Annotated in this window: 16 protein-coding genes; 2 read left to right on the top strand and 14 right to left on the bottom strand. The window is 63.9% G+C overall.

Annotation, left to right across the window (positions count from 1 at the left end; all coding sequences use genetic code 11):
- Positions 1-9: 9 nt before the first annotated feature.
- The 7 genes from IEV82_RS08215 to IEV82_RS08185 form a co-directional block, all read right to left on the bottom strand.
- Positions 10-810, bottom strand: coding sequence for an XdhC family protein (locus tag IEV82_RS08215; protein WP_188481538.1), 801 nt, complete (start codon positions 808-810; stop codon positions 10-12).
- A complete protein-coding gene (locus tag IEV82_RS08210) occupies positions 807-1,988 on the bottom strand; it encodes a vWA domain-containing protein (protein ID WP_188481537.1) in 1,182 nt (393 codons plus the stop codon). Before IEV82_RS08210 ends, IEV82_RS08215 begins: the two co-directional genes overlap by 4 nt.
- Positions 1,985-2,860 carry an AAA family ATPase gene (locus IEV82_RS08205; RefSeq protein ID WP_188481536.1) on the bottom strand — a complete coding sequence of 292 codons (876 nt, stop codon included), beginning with the start codon at positions 2,858-2,860 and terminating at the stop codon, positions 1,985-1,987. The genes IEV82_RS08210 and IEV82_RS08205 overlap by 4 nt, the downstream gene beginning before the upstream one ends.
- A 53-nt stretch (positions 2,861-2,913) precedes the next feature.
- Complete coding sequence (locus tag IEV82_RS08200) at positions 2,914-5,331, bottom strand: aerobic carbon-monoxide dehydrogenase large subunit (protein WP_188481535.1); 2,418 nt, start codon at positions 5,329-5,331, stop codon at positions 2,914-2,916.
- A complete protein-coding gene (locus IEV82_RS08195; RefSeq protein ID WP_188481534.1) occupies positions 5,328-5,822 on the bottom strand; it encodes a (2Fe-2S)-binding protein in 495 nt (164 codons plus the stop codon). Before IEV82_RS08195 ends, IEV82_RS08200 begins: the two co-directional genes overlap by 4 nt.
- Positions 5,823-5,834: 12 nt before the next feature.
- Positions 5,835-6,689 carry an FAD binding domain-containing protein gene (locus IEV82_RS08190; protein WP_188481533.1) on the bottom strand — a complete coding sequence of 285 codons (855 nt, stop codon included), beginning with the start codon at positions 6,687-6,689 and terminating at the stop codon, positions 5,835-5,837.
- A gap of 135 nt (positions 6,690-6,824) precedes the next feature.
- Positions 6,825-7,934, bottom strand: coding sequence for an MHYT domain-containing protein (locus IEV82_RS08185; RefSeq protein ID WP_188481532.1), 1,110 nt, complete (start codon positions 7,932-7,934; stop codon positions 6,825-6,827).
- A 171-nt stretch (positions 7,935-8,105) separates the two neighbouring features.
- Here IEV82_RS08185 and IEV82_RS08180 point away from each other — a divergent pair, with 171 nt between their 5' ends.
- Entirely contained in the window at positions 8,106-8,585 is a 480-nt protein-coding gene (locus IEV82_RS08180) for a RidA family protein (protein ID WP_229747725.1), read from the top strand.
- On the opposite strand, the gene IEV82_RS08175 is transcribed toward IEV82_RS08180, so the two are convergent.
- The 7 genes from IEV82_RS08175 to IEV82_RS08145 form a co-directional block, all read right to left on the bottom strand.
- The gene (locus IEV82_RS08175) at positions 8,582-9,121 is read right to left on the bottom strand and encodes a peroxiredoxin (protein ID WP_188481531.1); all 540 of its coding nucleotides are present in this window, start codon (positions 9,119-9,121) and stop codon (positions 8,582-8,584) included. The genes IEV82_RS08180 and IEV82_RS08175 overlap by 4 nt on opposite strands.
- A 124-nt stretch (positions 9,122-9,245) precedes the next feature.
- Positions 9,246-11,174, bottom strand: a complete 1,929-nt coding sequence (locus IEV82_RS08170; RefSeq protein ID WP_188481530.1) for a 3-hydroxyacyl-CoA dehydrogenase NAD-binding domain-containing protein — start codon at positions 11,172-11,174, stop codon at positions 9,246-9,248.
- Between the two features lie 12 nt (positions 11,175-11,186).
- Positions 11,187-12,437, bottom strand: coding sequence for a fumarylacetoacetase (gene fahA, locus IEV82_RS08165; RefSeq protein WP_188481529.1), 1,251 nt, complete (start codon positions 12,435-12,437; stop codon positions 11,187-11,189).
- Positions 12,438-12,439: 2 nt separating this feature from the next.
- Positions 12,440-13,789, bottom strand: coding sequence for a homogentisate 1,2-dioxygenase (gene hmgA / locus IEV82_RS08160; protein WP_188481528.1), 1,350 nt, complete (start codon positions 13,787-13,789; stop codon positions 12,440-12,442).
- Positions 13,786-13,983, bottom strand: coding sequence for a DUF2783 domain-containing protein (locus IEV82_RS08155; protein ID WP_188481527.1), 198 nt, complete (start codon positions 13,981-13,983; stop codon positions 13,786-13,788). The genes hmgA and IEV82_RS08155 overlap by 4 nt, the downstream gene beginning before the upstream one ends.
- Positions 13,984-13,987: 4 nt before the next feature.
- Positions 13,988-15,601: an FAD-dependent oxidoreductase gene (locus IEV82_RS08150; RefSeq protein ID WP_188481526.1), complete on the bottom strand. Its 1,614-nt coding sequence runs from the start codon at positions 15,599-15,601 to the stop codon at positions 13,988-13,990.
- A 28-nt stretch (positions 15,602-15,629) separates the two neighbouring features.
- Positions 15,630-16,574: an MBL fold metallo-hydrolase gene (locus IEV82_RS08145; RefSeq protein WP_188481525.1), complete on the bottom strand. Its 945-nt coding sequence runs from the start codon at positions 16,572-16,574 to the stop codon at positions 15,630-15,632.
- Between the two features lie 115 nt (positions 16,575-16,689).
- On the opposite strand from IEV82_RS08145, the gene IEV82_RS08140 reads away from it, so the two are divergent.
- Positions 16,690-17,181: a MarR family winged helix-turn-helix transcriptional regulator gene (locus IEV82_RS08140; RefSeq protein WP_188481524.1), complete on the top strand. Its 492-nt coding sequence runs from the start codon at positions 16,690-16,692 to the stop codon at positions 17,179-17,181.
- The last annotated feature ends 11 nt before the right edge of the window (positions 17,182-17,192 follow it).

Below are 17,192 nucleotides of genomic sequence, written 5' to 3'. Positions count from 1 at the left end.
CGTGTCATCTCAGTCCCCATCGGTTTCGGTGCGCTGCCTGCGGCGGCGGACCTCGGTGAGTTGGGCAAGGATCGACAGCGCGATCTCGTCGGGCGTGACCGCGCCGATGGCCAGACCGGCAGGCGCCTGCACGCGGGACAGGACGGATTGCGACACGCCCTGCCCGATCAGCGTTTCCGACAGGGTCGCGAACTTGCGGCGGCTGCCGACAAAGGCGACAAAGCGCGCCTCGGCCTCGAGCGCCTGTTTGAGGCAGGCCAGATCGTTCTTGCCCTGCGTGGCGACGACGATCATCCGGGTCTCCCCGTCAGCCAGCGGGCGAACCGCGCTGTCCGCTTCGCCCTGAGCAAGCGACCACTGGAACTGTGCCGCCAGCCGCGACAACGATTTCGCCACGGGTGCCTCCCCGAAGATCAGCAGTTCCGGCAGTGGCAGGATCAGTTCGACGAAGATGTCCATCGACCCCTTCGACGGGCAGCCGTTGCGCGCAAAGCTGACACCCTCGACATCGGAGCCGGGCGCGATGCCCTTTTCATCCAGAAGGTCTTGCGGATGCAGCGAGATCAGTTGCGGCGCGCCTTCGGCCATCGCCCGCTTGGTGGCCTTGGCCAAGGCACCGCGCACGCAGCCACCGCCGATCCAGCCTTGCAGGATCGTGCCCTCTGCATCCAGAAGCGCCTTCGCCCCCGGTTTCGCCGCAGTCGCGCCCAGCGTGCGGATCACCGTGGCGATGGCAAAGGGTTCACCACGCGCGCGCATGTCTCGTGCCACGTCCGAGATTTCGGTATCGGTCAGTTCGGCGGGTGTCATAGCCGGGTCAACTCCGTTTCGAGCGCGGCCAGATCGGCCAACCGGTTGGCGGGATGAAACAGGTCCAGATGCGGCAGAGCTGCGGCCATGCCACGCGCGACGGGTTCATACCCGTCCCAGCCTTTCAACGGATTGAGCCAGATGATCTTGCAGCCACGTTTCCTGAGCGCCGCAAGCGCCTCTCCAATCAAGTCGGGCGTGTCGGTGCCGTACCCATCCGACAGGATCAGAACGACCGTACGCCCATCGACAAAGCGCCGCGCATAGGTGCGTGAAAACTGCATCAGGGACGCCCCGATCTTCGATCCTCCGCCGAACCCGTCCGCCAGCACCGACAGCCGCCCCAGCGCCCGCAGCGCATCGCGGTCGCGCAGCGCTTCGGCGATCCGCACCAGCCTTGTGTGGAACAGATACGCATCGGCCGTATCATCGGCGCGCATCAGCCCGGCGATGAAGGCCAGGAAAACCTGCGCATAGGTGGTCATCGATCCCGACACATCACAGAGCGTGACAATCTTCAAAGGCCGGTCGGGGCGCTGTTTCTTCGGCAGGTGCAGCGGTTCGCCCCCGGTCGACAGGCTGTGTCGGATCAGGCGGCGGAAATGGATCTGGTCGCCCTTGCGTGCCAGCCTGCGCCGCCGGGACCTGCGATCCCGCAGGGCGGCGCCCAGCCGTTCCGCGATGCGCTGCGCCTCGGCGATGTCCTCGGGTTGCACGAGGTTGCGCAGATCGGTGTTCATGCGGGACTGGATCACACTGGCGACCAGCTTGCCCTCGCCATCCGCATCCGCCTCGCCGTCGCCACCATCGGGGGTCGAGGGTGCCCCTGACGCGCCGCTGGCCTCCGGTCCCTTGGCGTTGCGCGAGCTGTGCACGTTGTCAGAGGCAATCGCCTTGGTCGGGACGGATTTTTCCACAACCCGCCCGCCATTCATCCAATAGGCGTCAAAAAGCGATGCAAACCGTTCTGCATCTTCGGCGCAGCCCGAAAACACCGCCTTCAGCGCTGGACGCGCCTCGGTCGGGTCGGCGGCGTTCACATGGGTCAGCGCGGCAAGACCCAGTTCGGCCTCTCCGACACCCAACCGCAGGCCATTGTCGCGCAGATGCGCCATGAATCCCGCCATGCGTGCCGCGGGGCCGGGATCACGGGCCGCAAACCGGGTGACGCGGGTCATGCCGCCTTGCCCGCCAGACGCTGCGCGATCTCGGTCGTGATGTTGTCGCGGTCGGTCTGGGTTTTCAGCAACGTTGCCAGTGTCGCCTGCAACACCACCGGGTCTTGGGTCAGGTCGGCGATCCCCAGCCCCATCAGCGCTGCCGCGAAATCCAGCATCTCCGCGATGCCCGGTTTCTTTTCGAGGTCTTCCTTGCGCAAGGACTGCACGAACCCGACGATCTGAGCGGCCAGATGCGCTTCGATCCCGGCGCAGCGGGCCTTGAGGATGGCCAGTTCCGTGGCGCGTTCGGGGTAGGCCACATGGGCATAAAGGCACCGGCGGCGCAGCGCATCGCTCAGGTCGCGGGTGCCGTTTGCGGTGAGAATGACAATGGGACGGCTCTTGGCGGTGATAGTGCCGAGTTCCGGAATGGTGATCTGGAACTCGGACAGGATTTCCAGGAGATACGCCTCGAATTCCTCGTCCGCGCGGTCAATCTCGTCGATCAGCAGCACGGGCGGCGTGTCCTGACGGATCGCCTTGAGCAAGGGGCGTTCGAGCAAGAACTCTTCCGAGAAAATGCGCTGCTCGACGCTGCGCCCGGTCTCGCCATCCTCGGCGGCCGCGCGGATCGACAGCAACTGGCGCTGGTAGTTCCATTCATAGATCGCCTGCGCGGCATCCAGCCCTTCGTAGCATTGCAGGCGGATCAGTTGCGTGTCCTTCACCTGCGCCAGCACGCGCGCCACTTCGGTCTTGCCGACGCCCGCCGCCCCTTCGAGCAGCAGCGGGCGCCCAAGCGACAGGGCCAGATGAATGGCCATCGCCAGATCATCGTCTGCAATATATCCCGTGTCCGCCATGGCGGTCTGAAGTTCGGTCCACTGCATGTCTTTACCCGGCGACAAAAGGGGGTGGCCAGAACCGGCCACCCCGGTTCCGATCAGTCGTGAAGCCCAAGGCGGTTGGCGGTCTGCCAGATCCGCCAATGGTCATGCGGCATGTTGGTGTGCCGGTTGCCGAAGGCGCGGAACGCATCCTGCACCGCGTTCGAGAAGCAGGGCACGCCGCCGACATGCGGGCTTTCGCCGACACCCTTGGCCCCGATCGGGTGATGCGGGCTGGGGGTGACGGTAAAGTCGGTCTCGTAGTTCGGCACTTCCCATGCAGTCGGCAGGAAGAAATCCATCAGCGTGCCGGTCTTCACGTTGCCCAGATCGTCGTAGGCAATCTCTTGCCCCAGAGCGACGGCCAGCGCCTCGGTCAGGCCGCCATGGATCTGCCCTTCGATGATCATCGGATTGATCCGCGTACCGCAATCGTCCAGCGCGTAGAAGCGGCGGATTTCCGGCACGCCGGTGTCAACGTCGATATCCATGACACAGACATAGGCCCCGAACGGATAGGTCATGTTGGGCGGGTCATAGTAGCTGACCGCCTCAAGCCCCGGCTCGATCCCCGGAATGGCCTGATTGTAGGCGGCATAGGCGATTTCCTTCATCGTCTTGAACCGCTCGGGAGCGCCCTTGACGACAAACCGGTCGATATCCCATTCGACATCGTCGTCATGCACTTCAAGAAGGTACGCCGCGATCATCTGCGCCTTGGCGCGGATCTTGCGCCCGGCCATCGCCGTTGCGGCACCGGCCACCGGGGTCGAGCGTGACCCGTAGGTGCCCAGGCCGTAGGGCGCGGTGTCGGTGTCGCCCTCTTCGATGGTGATGCTGTCCGCCGAAAGCCCGATCTCGCTGGCAAGGATCTGCGCAAAGGTGGTCGCGTGGCCCTGCCCTTGGGAGATGGTGCCCAGGCGCGCAATCGCCGACCCGGTCGGGTGGATGCGGATTTCGCAGCTGTCGAACATGCCCATCCCAAGGATGTCGCAGTTCTTGACCGGCCCGGCACCCACGATCTCGGTAAAGAAGGACAGGCCGATCCCCATCAGGGTGCGGGTTTCACCACGCTTGAACGCCTCGACCCGTTCAGCCTGTTCGCGGCGCAGACCTTCGTAATCAACGGCCTTCAGCGCCTTGTCCCACGCGGTGTGATAATCGCCGCTGTCATACTCCCAGCCCAGAGCCGACTGGTAGGGGAACTGCTCTTTCTTGATGAAGTTGATCCGGCGCAGTTCCGCCGCATCCATGTTCAGCTCGATGGCCAGAACCTCGATCATGCGCTCGATGAAATAGACCGCCTCGGTCACGCGGAAGGAGCAGCGGTAGCTGACGCCACCCGGTGCCTTGTTGGTGTAGACGCCATCGACCGCGAGATAGGCCACCGGAATGTCATAGGACCCGGTGCAGATGTTCATGAAGCCGGCCGGGAACTTGGTCGGGTCGGCGCAGGCGTCGAAGCCGCCGTGGTCTGCGGTCACATGGCAATGCAGGCCGGTGATCTTGCCCTCCTTGGTGGCGGCGATCTTGCCTGTCATCCAGTAGTCGCGGGCAAAGGCGGTGGACATCAGGTTTTCCATCCGGTCCTCGACCCATTTCACCGGCACACCGGTGACGATGGAGGCGACGATGGAACAGACATAGCCGGGATACACACCCACCTTGTTGCCGAAACCGCCACCGATATCGGGCGACACGACGCGGATGTTGTGCTCTTCGATCCCCGACAGGAGCGATGCGACCGTGCGCACGACGTGCGGTGCCTGGAACGTGCCCCAAAGCGTCAGCTTGCCGTTGACCTTGTCCATCGACGCCACCGACCCGCAGGTTTCCAGCGGGCAGGGATGGGTGCGGTGGTAATACATGGTCTCTTCGGCCACCACGTCGGCGTTTTCAAGCACCTGGTTGGTCGTGGTCTCGTCGCCCTGTTCCCATGTGAAGATATGGTTATGATGCTTGCGCGGACCGTGCGCGCCGTGGGTCTGGCCTGCCAGATCCTCGCGCAGGACCACGTCGGTCTTCAGAGCCTCGAACGGATCGACGATGACCGGCAGTTCCTCGTACTCGACCTCGACCAGTTCCACTGCGTCGGCGGCGACATAGCGGTCCTTGGCGACGACAAAGGCGACCTCCTGCCCCTGGAACAGCACCTTGCCATCGGCCAGCACCATCTGCTTGTCCCCCGCAAGCGTCGGCATCCAGTGCAGGTTCAGCGGCGCGAGGTCTTCGGCGGTGAGAACCGCGACCACACCGGGCAGCGCCAGTGCAGCGTCCTTGTTGATCGACACGACACGGGCATGGGCATAGGGCGAGCGCACGAAATCGCCATGCAGCATCCCCGGCAGCTTGATGTCGTCGACATAATTGCCCTTCCCCTGGGTAAAGCGCGCATCCTCGACGCGCTTGCGCGAGCAGCCAAGACCCTTGAGATTGGCGGACCGGGTTTCGCGGTCTGGTGTCATGTCGTTCATTGCGCGGCCTCCTTGGAAGCGTTCAATTCGTTCGCCGCAGCGAGGATGGATTTGACGATGTTCTGGTAGCCGGTGCAGCGGCAGATATTGCCCGCCATGCCAAAGCGCACCTCTTCCTCGGTCGGGGTCGGGTTTTCCTCGAGCAGCTTGCTGGCGCGCGTGATCATGCCCGGCGTGCAGAAGCCGCACTGAAGCCCGTGATGTTCCTTGAACGCCTCCTGCAGCACGTGCAGGCTGTCAGGTGAGCCCAGACCTTCGATGGTGGTGATCTCGGCCCCGTTGGCCTGTGCCACGAACATGGTGCAGGACTTCACCGACTTTCCGTTCAGCGTGATGGTGCAGGCCCCGCAATGCGAGGTTTCGCAGCCCACATGCGGCCCTGTGATGTTGAGGGTCTCGCGCAGCGCATAGATCAGCAATTCGCGTGGTTCGGCCAGGAACTCCCGGTCCTCGCCATTGACGGTCAGTTTGATGTGCATTTTCTGTGTCATGTCATCTGTCCCTTATGCGCGGTCCCAGGCGCGGGTGATCGCGCGTTTCAGGATCACACCGGCCACGTGGCGTTTGAAGGCCACCGGCCCCCGGTTGTCTTCGGTCGGATCGATGTCGCCCAGCATCGCCTCGACAGCGGCCTTGAGCGCATCCGCATCGCAGCGCGTGCCGATCAGCGCAGCGCCCGCGCCTTCGGACCAGACAGGAACGTCGCTCAGGTTGGTCATGGCGATGGAGGCCGACGCGACGGTGCCGCCGTCCTTGGTGAGTGTCACGGCCGCCGCAGCGGTGGCGTAATCGCCGATCTTGCGCTTCTGCTTTTCGTAGGCATAGCCCGATTTCGGCGAGTCAAAGCTGACCGAGACCAGAACCTCGTCATCCTCACGGGCGGTCATGTAGGCCGCTTCGTAGTAATCCCGCGCCGCAACCGACCGCGCGCCGTTCGGCCCGGCAAGATTGATCTGCGCGTCCAGGCATTGCATCAGCCCCGGCATGTCGTTGCCCGGATCGCCATTGGCGACATTGCCACCGACCGTGCCCATGTAGCGCACCTGAGGATCGGCGATCTGAAGCGCGGTTTCGCGCAGGATCGGTGCGACCTCGGTCAGGGCTGCGTGGTTGATCAGTTCATGCTGCGTGACCATCGCACCCAGCGTCACGCGCTGTCCGTGGATGGTGATGTCCTGCAAGCCGCCGATGTCCTGAAGGTCGATCAGGTGCGGTATCTCCGCCATCCTGAGCTTCATCATCGGGATGAGGCTGTGGCCCCCGGCCATGACGCGGGCGTCATCACCGTGTTTGGTCAAAAGGGCGATAACATCGTCCATGTTCGTTGGTCGATGATATTCGAACGCCGCTGGTATCATTGCTGGTCCTCCCCTACCGCGCTCTGATTATGTCGGCAGAAGGTCGTATGCAGTGGCACGCCGTCGCACCAGAATTTCCCCGGAAAGAGAAGCTTTCTGCACGAAATGCGAACGCATTTCACGAAATGCGAAACATCACAGTCCGAGGGAGTCCCGCACGGGTTTGAGGCGGGATCGACTCACGGGGACCTTGCCCAGATTGGCGGTCTCGAAATAGCACACGCCGTTGTCCTTCATCCGTTCGAAGCCGGATACGTGTTCGGGGTTGATCAGGTAGCTGCGATGCGTGCGGATGAACGGCCCGGGTGTCAGCCGCTTCTCGGCCTCGGTGATCGACCAGGCACAGAATAACTGCTCGTCCCTTGTATAGAGATGCGTGTAATGCCCCTCGGCCCGGATCACCGCCACCGAGGCCGGATCGACAAACCGCGTCTGCCCATCCTTCTGGTAGGGGATCTGCCGTTTGGAGGCTGTTGGGATCACGATGACGTCTGGCATTTCGGCAACAGCTCCCGCGACCGCCTCGGGTTCCGGAGGTGCCAGAAATGTCACACCGCTCAGCAGGAACGCGCCACAGAGCACGAAGCTGGTCAGCACCACGCCAATCGCCATCATCTCGTTGCTGATGAGCGGGCCAACCTCGGTCTGTGTCTCGACGGCAACAAAGCTGGTCCCGGCGATGGCCGCGAAATGCACCGCGAACACCGCAAAGCCAAAGATCACCGTGCCGATCACGATGTTGCGCTGCGTGCGCCTGCCATACGCCACGGCAAAGGCGATCACGCAGAGCAGGCAGGACGCCACCGTCGCAAACGCGATCCCCATGGGCGTGTAGACCGCCTTGCAAAGCTGCATCGCCGACATCCCGAGGTAGTGCATCGCCACCACCCCCAGCCCGACGATCATTCCCGACAGGACCAGCGTATACCGCGTGCGTTTCCAGAAATGCAGGATGAGCAGCGCCACCCCGACAACCAGAATGGCCACAAGTGCCGACGCCAGCGTGATGACCGCGTCATAGTAGAACAGGATCGGCAATTGCAGACCCAGCATCGCCACGAAGTGCATCGACCAGATGCCGCCCCCCAGCGAAATGGCCGACAGCACGATCAGCACTTTCTGATAGGTCACGCTGCGTGTCGACAATCCGCGGGACAGCGAGAGCCCGGTAAAGCCAGCCATCATCGCCACCAGAAGCGAGGCGAGAACAAGCCACGGGTCGTGAGAAAAATCGAGCACCTGCATGAGCCATCATTAGGCCGATGCCCATTTGCTCGCAAGTTTGGCGTTTCGGTCAGCGTCGCATGCGTGAGGCTGCCCGATCTGCCCAAATTCCAAGCGGAAAGAAACAGATGCCAGGTTCACGGACGCGCTGTGCTCTCTGGCTCGGGCATCACAAACACGCTAGTATTCCGCATGATGGTATCCCAAGCTGAAACAAGCCTGCATGACATGGGCCTTGCCCTGCCCCCGGACTGGACCCCGCGTGGCCAGTTCCTTCCCTATCGAAGGGACGGATCGGTGGTCTACCTGTCCGGTCAGATCTGCGAATGGGGCGGCGCGGTCACCCATGTCGGACCCGTCGCGGATACGGCCGACGCCATCGCAGAGGCGCAGAAGGCGGCCCAGATTTGCGCGCTGAATCTGCTCTACCGGCTCAAGGAGGCGTGCGACGGCGATCTGGACCGCGTGTCCTGTGTCTTGCGGCTGGGGGGCTTCGTGAACTGCGTGCCCGGCTTTGGTGCCAGCCCGCAGGTCATCAACGGTGCCACCGAACTGTTCATCGCCTGTTTCGGCGAGGCGGGCTGGCACGCCAGAACCGCTGTCGGTGTCGCTGGCCTGCCCGGCAATGCGGCGGTCGAGGTGGATGCCATTGTCCGCCTCAGGGATGACTAGGCTGCGGCAGAGAGCCCGCGCAGATACTCCAGCATGGTCTCGGCTCCCGACACATCAAGCGGCACCCCCGGCGGGTTGTCCTTGAACCCCGGTTCGCTGAACACCTGCTCGATCACCCGGTCGTTGACATACATCGCATAGCGCCAGCTGCGCAGGCCCATGCCATTGCTGCTGCGGTCGACCAGCATGCCCATCTTGCGGGTGAACTCACCGTTGCCATCGGGCAACATCGTGACCTTCTCGACCTGCCGCGACAGCGCCCATTGGTGCATCACGAAGGCGTCGTTGACCGAAACGCACAGCACCGCGTCGATCCCAAGATCACGGAACGCGTCGTAATGCTGCTCATAGCCCGGCAAGTGGCTTTCGGAACAGGCGGGGGTGAAGGCGCCCGGCACCCCGAACAGAACGATCCGCTTGCCGGCGAACACGTCCTCAGAGGTCAGTTGCTTCCACTCGAACGGGTTCGGCCCGCCAAGCGCGTCATTGCGCACGCGCGTATGGAACATGGCGTCAGGAACGGATTGGGGGTGCATGAGGTCTCTTTCCCGCTGATGTCGGCGCAGCCTGTGATAGTCGAACAGGCTGCGCCGGTCGACAGGAACTTGAGGGCCGGTGGTCAGGACCCGTGCCCGGCTGTTTGGCCCGCGCGTTCAGATTTTACCGGACGGTAAAAAGCGGCCCGCCTTTCCAGCGCGGGAAGCCGTAGCCGTTGACCATCACCACGTCGATATCGGCGGCGGAACTGGCGATGCCTTCGGCCAGAACCGCCTCCGCCTCCTGCACCATTGCCCCAAGTATGCGGGTCATCACGTCCTTGGTCTCAAACACCGCATCGGCGACGCCCATGGCCTGCCGCTCTTCGACGATGATCGCCGTAACCGCGTCCGAGGGCGTGGCCTTGCCATCCGTGAAATCATACCAGCCCGCATCGGTCTTGCGGCCAAACCGGCCCTGTTCGCACAGACGGTCCGCGATCCGGATATCGCCTTCGCCCGACAGCCCTTGGGCCAGACGGCGCTTGCGCATGGCCCATGCGATGTCCAGCCCGGCGAGATCCTGCATCTCGAACACGCCCATCGGGAAGCCGTAGTCGCGCATCGCGGCATCGACCTGTTCGGGGCTGGCCCCGTCGATCAGCAGCCGGTCCGCCTCGGTCCGGTAGGCCGACATGATGCGGTTACCGATGAAGCCGTCGCAGACCCCGGAAAAGACACCGATCTTGCCAAGGGTTTTCGACAGCCGCGCGGCGGTCGCCACCACGTCATCCGCCACACTCGCGGGCAGCACGATTTCCAGCAGCTTCATGATATGGGCGGGCGAAAAGAAATGCAGCCCAATGGCGCGGGACGGATCACGCAGGCCCGCGGCGATCTCGGTCACGTCCAGATAGGAGGTGTTGGTGGCGAGGATCGCATCTGGGCGCGTCACGGCATCGAGCCTGCGAAACACCTGCTTCTTGACCTCCATCTCCTCGAACACCGCTTCGATCACGAGGTCCACATCCGCCAGAGCGCTGTCATCGGTGGCGGCATCGAACCGCGCGAAGGTGGCGTCGAGATCGACCAGCAGGCCGCGTTTCGCGCTGCTCTCCAGGGTGGACCGGACACGGGCGGACCCCGCATCGAGGCTGGACGCATCGCGTTCGATCAATGTGACGGTGAGGCCGCGCATCAGGCAGAGCGATGCGATCCCCGCCCCCATCGTGCCGCCGCCGATCACGCCGATCCGTGCAATCGGCCGGGGTGTTGCCTTTGTGCGCGGATCGGACAGCGCCGCCCGTTCGGCAAAGAAGATATGGCGCAGGGCGCGGGCCTGTTCGCTGGTCTTGAGCGACAGGAACGTGGCGCGTTCGGCGGCCAGCGCCTCGGTGGCAGGCAGGGTCAACCCACGCTCAAGCGCGTCGATGGCGGCAGGCACGGACACCTGCCCGCGCGCCTTGCGGCGCATGTCGGATGCGATCCGGTCGAACCGGGTTGCGTCACTCTTGCCGATCACCAGCTTGACGAGGGTCGGACGCAGGTCGACACCGGCGGCGGCCAGATCGCAGGCCTTCTGCACCAGATCGCCCTGCGCAATCGCGTCGATCAATCCGGCATCCAGCGCCTCTTGTGCGCTGATCGGCTTGCCGCCCGCGATCATGGTCAGCGCCAGTTCCGCCCCCACAAGACGCGGCAGGCGCACGGTGCCCCCCGCCCCCGGCACAAGGCCAAGCGTCACTTCGGGCAGGCCCATGCGCGCCGACGCTTCTGCGATGCGGTGGTGACAGCCCATCGCAAGCTCCAGCCCGCCGCCCAGTGCCGAGCCATGAAGCGCCGCGATCCACGGCTTTGACGCCGCCTCGATCGCCGCGATGACGTCGGGCAGATGCGGTGCGACAGGGGGCAAATCGAATTCGCGCACATCGGCCCCTGCCACGAAGGTGCGCCCGGCGCAGGTCAGGACCACGGCGTCGATTGTGGCATCCGCCTCGGTCTGCGCCACGGCGTCAACCAGCCCCGCACGCACCGCCTGCGACGCGGCGTTGACCGGCGGATTGTCGATGGTGACGATGGCGACGCGGCCAAGGGTCTGCACGGTGACGGTCATGGAAGGGTTCCCTTACCGCCGCGCCGGAAGCACGGTCCCTGTGCAAGCCCCGAAGCCAACGCGATACCCATCGCCCTGCGCATGACCGCGCAGGGTCAGAGTGTCTCCGTCCTCGACAAAGCTACGGGTCCCGCCGCTGTCCAATGTCAGCGGCTCTGTCCCGCCCCAGCTGAGTTCCAGCAAAGAGCCGCGATTGTGCTTTTCCGGTCCCGAGATGGTGCCGGACCCCAACAGATCCCCTACCCGCATCGGGCAGCCAGAGCTTGTGTGATGCGCCAGTTGCTGCGCGGCGGAGTAATACATCTCGGCGTAGTTGGTGCGGGTGATGACGGTCTCGGTGCCCTGCTCAGGCGTCAGCCCGACCTCGAGCGTGATATCATAGAGCATCGGGCCGGGTTCGGTGAGGTAGTCCAGCAACGGTGTTTCCCGTGCGGGCGTGCTTGTGCGAAACGGCACCAGCGCTTCGGCGGTGACGATCCACGGGCTGATCGTCGTCGCCGTTGCCTTGGCCTGAAACGGGCCGAGCGGCTGGTATTCCCACGCCTGAATGTCGCGGGCGGACCAGTCGTTCAGCACGACATAGCCGAAGATGTTGTCGAAGGCCTGCGCGACGCTGATGAGGCCGTCCGACGCCTGCCCGACGATTGCGCCGATCTCAAGCTCGATGTCGAACCGGGCCGAGGGTGCAAAGCGCGGCGCGGCGTCGTCCTGCCCCTTGATCTGGCCGTGCGGTCGCGTCACTGGCGTGCCAGAAACCACGACCGAGGACGCCCGACCGTTATAGCCGATGGGAATATGCAGCCAGTTCGGCGGCAGCGCGTTTTCGGCACCTCGAAACATCGTGCCCACATTGGTGGCGTGATGCCGCCCAGAGTAGAAATCAGTGTATTCGCTGACCCGGAAGGGCATATGCAGCGCCGCCCGCGTCATCTGCACGGAATGGGTGATGATGTGATCCTGCAGGGCCTCGTCCGCGCCTTCGGCCAGCATCGCGGTCAGCGCGGCACGGTAGCGGGACCATGCGGCGGGGCCCAGTTCCATGAAGTCGTTCCAAAAGGGCGCGTCCAGCACATCCGCCTGCGGATCGGCGCGCAGGAGGCCCGCCGCCTCGAGCCCGGTCGCATCGACGATCCTGTCGCCGATGGCAACACCGCAGCGCAGATCGCTGTCACCCACGGAAAACACTCCAAAGGGCAGGTTGTTCAGCGGGAAATCGCAGTCCGGCGCATTGGCGCTGTCCAGCCAGGAACGACGCAGGGCCATGGTCACTTCTTCCCCGGAGTGCCGTCGAATTTCTTCTCAAGGCTGTCCCAGCAGTCGATGTAGTCGTCCTGCAACGGCGCCTCTTTTCCTGCAAATTCAGTCAGATGCTGCGGAAACCTCGTCTCGAACATGAAGGACATGGTGCGGTCGAGCTTGTCCGGCCCCAGATTGGCATTCGACGCTTTCTCGAATGCCTCGCGGTCCGGGCCATGCGGCAGCATCATGTTGTGCAGGCTCATGCCGCCGGGGACAAACCCCTGCGGTTTGGCGTCATACTGGCCGTAGATGTTGCCCATCAGTTCGGACATGATGTTCTTGTGATACCACGGCGGACGGAAGGTGTTTTCCGCCACCAGCCACCGTTCGCGGAACAGCACGAAGTCGATATTCGCCGTGCCGGGCACACCCGAGGGCGCAGTGAGGACGGTAAAGATCGACGGATCGGGATGGTCGAACAGGATCGCGCCGACCGGACAATAGGTCCGCAAATCATACTTGTACGGCGCGTAATTGCCATGCCACGCCACCACGTCGAGCGGGCTTTGCCCGATCTGCGTTTCATGGAACTGCCCGCACCACTTGACCGTCAGCGTCGACGGCACCTCGCGGTCCTCGAAGGCGGCAACGGGCACCTTGAAATCGCGCGGATTGGCCATGCAGTTGGCCCCGATCGGGCCACGGGCTGGCAGTTCGAATTTCTGCCCGTAGTTTTCGCAGACAAAGCCCCGGCACGGACCGTCCAGCACTTCGACCCGGTAGACAAGGCCGCGCGGAAGGATGGCGATCTCCTTGGGCTCGACGTCAATGATGCCCAGTTCCGTGGCGAAACGCAGCCGCCCCTCTTGAGGAACGACCAGCAACTCGCTGTCGGCACTGAAGAAATAGGCGTCCTTCATGCTTTGGGTGACAAGGTAGACATGGCTGGCCATGCCAACCTGGATGTTCACGTCACCCGCCGTGGTCATGGTCCGCATGCCGGTCAGCCATGTCAGATGCTCACCGGAATGCGGGATCGCGTCCCAGCGGTACTGGCCCAAGGAGGTCACGTTGTCCACGACGTTGGGCGCGCTTTTCCAATAGGGCAGATCGATCCGCGCATAGCGCGCCGAATGCTTGACCGAGGGCCGGATGCGGTAGCTCCAGGTGCGTTCGGGCGGGTTGGCGGTAAAGGCGGTGCCGGACAGCTGTTCGCCGTAAAGGCCGTAATTGCATTTCTGTGGGCTGTTCATGCCACGCGGCAGGGCGTCGGGCAGTGCCTCGGTCTCGAAATCATTGGCCCAGCCGGGCATGTAGCCGGGCTCGGTCAGGCTGCCATTGGCCTGAATGAGGCCGGAGGTGTTCGGAGCATTCATCGCGTGTCTCCTTTCGATACGGCGGCCAACGCTTCGGTCAGCACCGCGCGGTCGCCGATATGGTTGGCAAGAATGAGGATCAAACGGGCGTTGAACGCGATGCTGTCATCATCGCTCAGCCCGTCATGGGCGTCGAGCAATTCGGCATAGAACCCATCGGGATCGGGAATGTTGGGGGCGGTGTTGAGCGCCATGGCGTCAGTCCTTTGCAATCGCGGTGGCAAGTGCGGCCCGCACCGCCGCCTCGTCGAAGGTGGGCCAGCGCGCCGCCACATGCTGGTCGGGCCGGATCAGGTAGACGGCACCGGGCGCGTCGCCCAGATAGCGGCCCCTGATGTCGCCTGCCGCAGGCACGGACAGGCCGCGCAGCACCAATCCGTGGGCAGAGAGCGTATCCGGCACATCGACGCCCACCCCAAGCAGCACGAAATCACCGCCCAGATGGTCCAGCAGGAACCCCTGCCCCAAAGGCGCATCAGGGCAAGGCGCGCCGGGGCGGGTGCGGGACGGGCCATACGGCAGGGCGTCGGGCGTGTTCAACGGCAGGCCGTCATAGACGCAGGGCACAGAGAGCCGCCCGGAATTGACCAGCGGTCGGGCAAAGGCGTGGTGTTCCGCCAGATCGAGCACCGCGTTGCGGAACACGTGGCTGATGCGGGATTTCGGCGTGATGAAATCGGTCGAACGGGACGAGTTGAGGATGTTTTCGTCCGCGCCGTGCCGACGCTCAAGATCGTAGCTGTCCAGCAACGCCTCGGGTGCCGTTCCATTCAGGACCAGACCCAGTTTCCAGCCCAGATTGTCCACGTCCTGAATGCCGGAATTCGCCCCGCGCGCCCCAAAGGGCGAGACCTGGTGCGCCGCGTCCCCGGCAAAGATCACCCGACCCTTGCGAAAGGTTTTCATCCGGCGGCACTGGAACCGGTAGATCGAGGTCCAGACCAGTTCGTAGTCCACATCCGGGCCGAGCATCGCGTCGAGACGGCGGCGGACATTTTCCTCTTTCAGTTCTTCGGTGCGGTCGATGTCCCAGCCCAGCTGGAAGTCGATCCGCCACACGCCGTCCGGCTGCTTGTGCAAGAGCGCGCTGTCGCCGGATTTGAAATGCGGCTCGAACCAGAACCAGCGTTCGGTCGGGAAATCCGCCTTCATCGTGATGTCGGCGATCAGGAAATTGTCCTCGAACACCCGGCCTTCGAAATCGAGCCCCATCATCTTGCGCAGCGGGCTGGACGCGCCGTCGCAGCCGATCAGCCAATCCGCCGCGATCCGGTAGGGACCGTCAGGTGTGGTGATGTCGAGGATGACATGGTCGTCCTTGACCTCGACCGTATCGACGCGGTTCTTGCCCCGCAGGTCAATCGGCGCGCCTTGGGCCTGCGCCTCGCGCACGCGGTCCACGAGGAAGCGTTCGAAATAAGGCTGTTGCAGGTTGATGAAGGCCGGATAGCGGTGGCCCTGTTCCGGCAGCAGGTTGAACTCGAACACCTGCCGGTCGTCGTGAAACACCTTGCCCAGGTTCCAGACCACGCCCTTGTCCAGCATCGGCTGGCCGCAGCCGTACCGATGGGCGATCTCGAGCGTACGTTTCGCAAAACAGATCGCCCGCGACCCCTGCCCGACCCCTTCGTGATCATCAAGCAGGACAACGGGAATGCCCTGCAACCCGAGATCAAGCGCCGTGGCGATGCCGACCGGGCCGCCCCCCATGACAACCACCGGGTGCCGCACCGGCACGGACGCGCCCTGATCGGTGCTGCGCGTATAGGGATACAGCGTGAACGCCAGTTGATAGCGGTCATCCAGCGGCATGATGGGTCTCCTCCCCCGTCGCTCGGTCTCAGCCTTGCAGTTGCGCCCACATTTCCAGATCGCGTTCTGCCGTCCAGATGCGCGGGTGCACGATCCCGCGCGCTTCATCATAGGCGCGGGCCACGTTGAACGGCAGGCAGTGTTCGTAGATGGCGTAATCCTTGAATTTCGGATCGCAGGCGGCGCGCACGGCGTCCCATGCTTCCTTGAGGGTTCCCCCCTTGGCGGCAATCGGCTTGACCGCGTTGTAGGTGCTGTCGACAAAGTCGCGGGTGTTGGCCAGTGCTGCGTCCACCATATCGCGTCCGATCAGCGCATCGCCGCGCCCCGGTGCAATGCTTTGCGGATCATAGGCCTTGACCGCATCGAGCGTGCTGCCCCACTCCTCGAAATGGCCGTCACCGCAGTAACAGGCGGAGTGATATTCGACGATATCGCCGGTGAACATGGTCTGACTGTCCGGCACCCAGATCACGCTGTCCCCCGCCGTGTGCGCGCGGCCGATCTGCTTGATCTCGACCTTCCGCTTGCCAAGATAGACCGTCATGCTGTCGCTGAAGGTGGTGGTGGGCCATGTCAGACCGGGAATGCTTTCGTGGCCCTCGAACAGGCGCGGGAAGCGCTGGAATTCGCTGTCCCAGTCTTCCTGCCCCCGCTCGACCACCATGCCGCGCGCGGCGTCGGACATGATGATCTGATCGGCGTCAAAGGCGCTGGCACCCAGCACGCGCACCGCGTGGTAATGGGTCAGGACCACATGGGAAATCGGCTTTTCGGTGACGCTGCGCACGCAATCGATCACCTTTTGCGCGAGACGCGGCGTGGCCTGCGCCTCGACGATCATGACCGAGTCGTCGCCGATGATCACACCGGAATTCGGGTCTCCTTCGGCGGTGAAGGCATAAAGCCCGTCACCGATCTCGGTAAAGGAAATCTGCTTTTCAGCGGTGTCACCCTGCGATGCAAAGGCCATGTGTGCGTCTCTCCCCTAGGTTCCCCGGTGCATGGCACCCGAGGGCAGGTCATTAGTCGTTGCCAAGAGAGCGAAAGTCAATATCATTTCAAATGCAACGAGTTTGGACCCCGCCATGACGCCCGACGATTTTCAGCTGTCGACCTTCCTGCCCTACCGGCTTGCCGTGCTGACGGAACGGGTCAGCCGACGGCTTGCGGTCGAATACGGGCGCACCCATGGTCTGGCGGTGGCCGAATGGCGCGTTCTGGTACACCTGCTGCGCTGCGGCGCGGTGTCGATCCGGGACATCCACACCTGCGTCAGTCTGGAAAAACCACGGGTCAGCCGCGCGGTGACGCGGCTCGAGGCCGAAGGTCTGGTCGCAAAGACGGCTGGGTCCGGCGACGGGCGGCTGGTGTCGATCTCGCTGACCACGGCCGGGCGGCGGGCGCTGGCGGACATCATCCCCGAGGCCACGCGCCTCGAACGGCAGCTGACCGATGCGGTCAGCCCTGACGAGCTGGCCATTTTCTATCGCGTCATGGAACGGATGCACGCGGTTCTGGACAGCGACCCGGAGGCCAAGCCGCGCACTCCGATGGATCTCGAGCGTCTGGAGGCGTGACGCGCCCTGCC

The sequence above is a fragment of the Marivita lacus genome (assembly GCF_014637725.1).
GTDB lineage: Bacteria > Pseudomonadota > Alphaproteobacteria > Rhodobacterales > Rhodobacteraceae > Marivita > Marivita lacus.
This window is presented reverse-complemented; position numbering and strand designations above follow the sequence as displayed.

Coding starts and splice junctions, on each gene's coding strand:
- IEV82_RS08215 (WP_188481538.1), bottom strand. CDS start 810: ATGACACCCGCCGAACTGACCGATACCGAAATCTCGGACGTGGCACGA.
- IEV82_RS08210 (WP_188481537.1), bottom strand. CDS start 1,988: ATGACCCGCGTCACCCGGTTTGCGGCCCGTGATCCCGGCCCCGCGGCA.
- IEV82_RS08205 (WP_188481536.1), bottom strand. CDS start 2,860: ATGCAGTGGACCGAACTTCAGACCGCCATGGCGGACACGGGATATATT.
- IEV82_RS08200 (WP_188481535.1), bottom strand. CDS start 5,331: ATGAACGACATGACACCAGACCGCGAAACCCGGTCCGCCAATCTCAAG.
- IEV82_RS08195 (WP_188481534.1), bottom strand. CDS start 5,822: ATGACACAGAAAATGCACATCAAACTGACCGTCAATGGCGAGGACCGG.
- IEV82_RS08190 (WP_188481533.1), bottom strand. CDS start 6,689: ATGATACCAGCGGCGTTCGAATATCATCGACCAACGAACATGGACGAT.
- IEV82_RS08185 (WP_188481532.1), bottom strand. CDS start 7,934: ATGCAGGTGCTCGATTTTTCTCACGACCCGTGGCTTGTTCTCGCCTCG.
- IEV82_RS08180 (WP_229747725.1), top strand. CDS start 8,106: ATGATGGTATCCCAAGCTGAAACAAGCCTGCATGACATGGGCCTTGCC.
- IEV82_RS08175 (WP_188481531.1), bottom strand. CDS start 9,121: ATGCACCCCCAATCCGTTCCTGACGCCATGTTCCATACGCGCGTGCGC.
- IEV82_RS08170 (WP_188481530.1), bottom strand. CDS start 11,174: ATGACCGTCACCGTGCAGACCCTTGGCCGCGTCGCCATCGTCACCATC.
- fahA (WP_188481529.1), bottom strand. CDS start 12,437: ATGGCCCTGCGTCGTTCCTGGCTGGACAGCGCCAATGCGCCGGACTGC.
- hmgA (WP_188481528.1), bottom strand. CDS start 13,789: ATGAATGCTCCGAACACCTCCGGCCTCATTCAGGCCAATGGCAGCCTG.
- IEV82_RS08155 (WP_188481527.1), bottom strand. CDS start 13,983: ATGGCGCTCAACACCGCCCCCAACATTCCCGATCCCGATGGGTTCTAT.
- IEV82_RS08150 (WP_188481526.1), bottom strand. CDS start 15,601: ATGCCGCTGGATGACCGCTATCAACTGGCGTTCACGCTGTATCCCTAT.
- IEV82_RS08145 (WP_188481525.1), bottom strand. CDS start 16,574: ATGGCCTTTGCATCGCAGGGTGACACCGCTGAAAAGCAGATTTCCTTT.
- IEV82_RS08140 (WP_188481524.1), top strand. CDS start 16,690: ATGACGCCCGACGATTTTCAGCTGTCGACCTTCCTGCCCTACCGGCTT.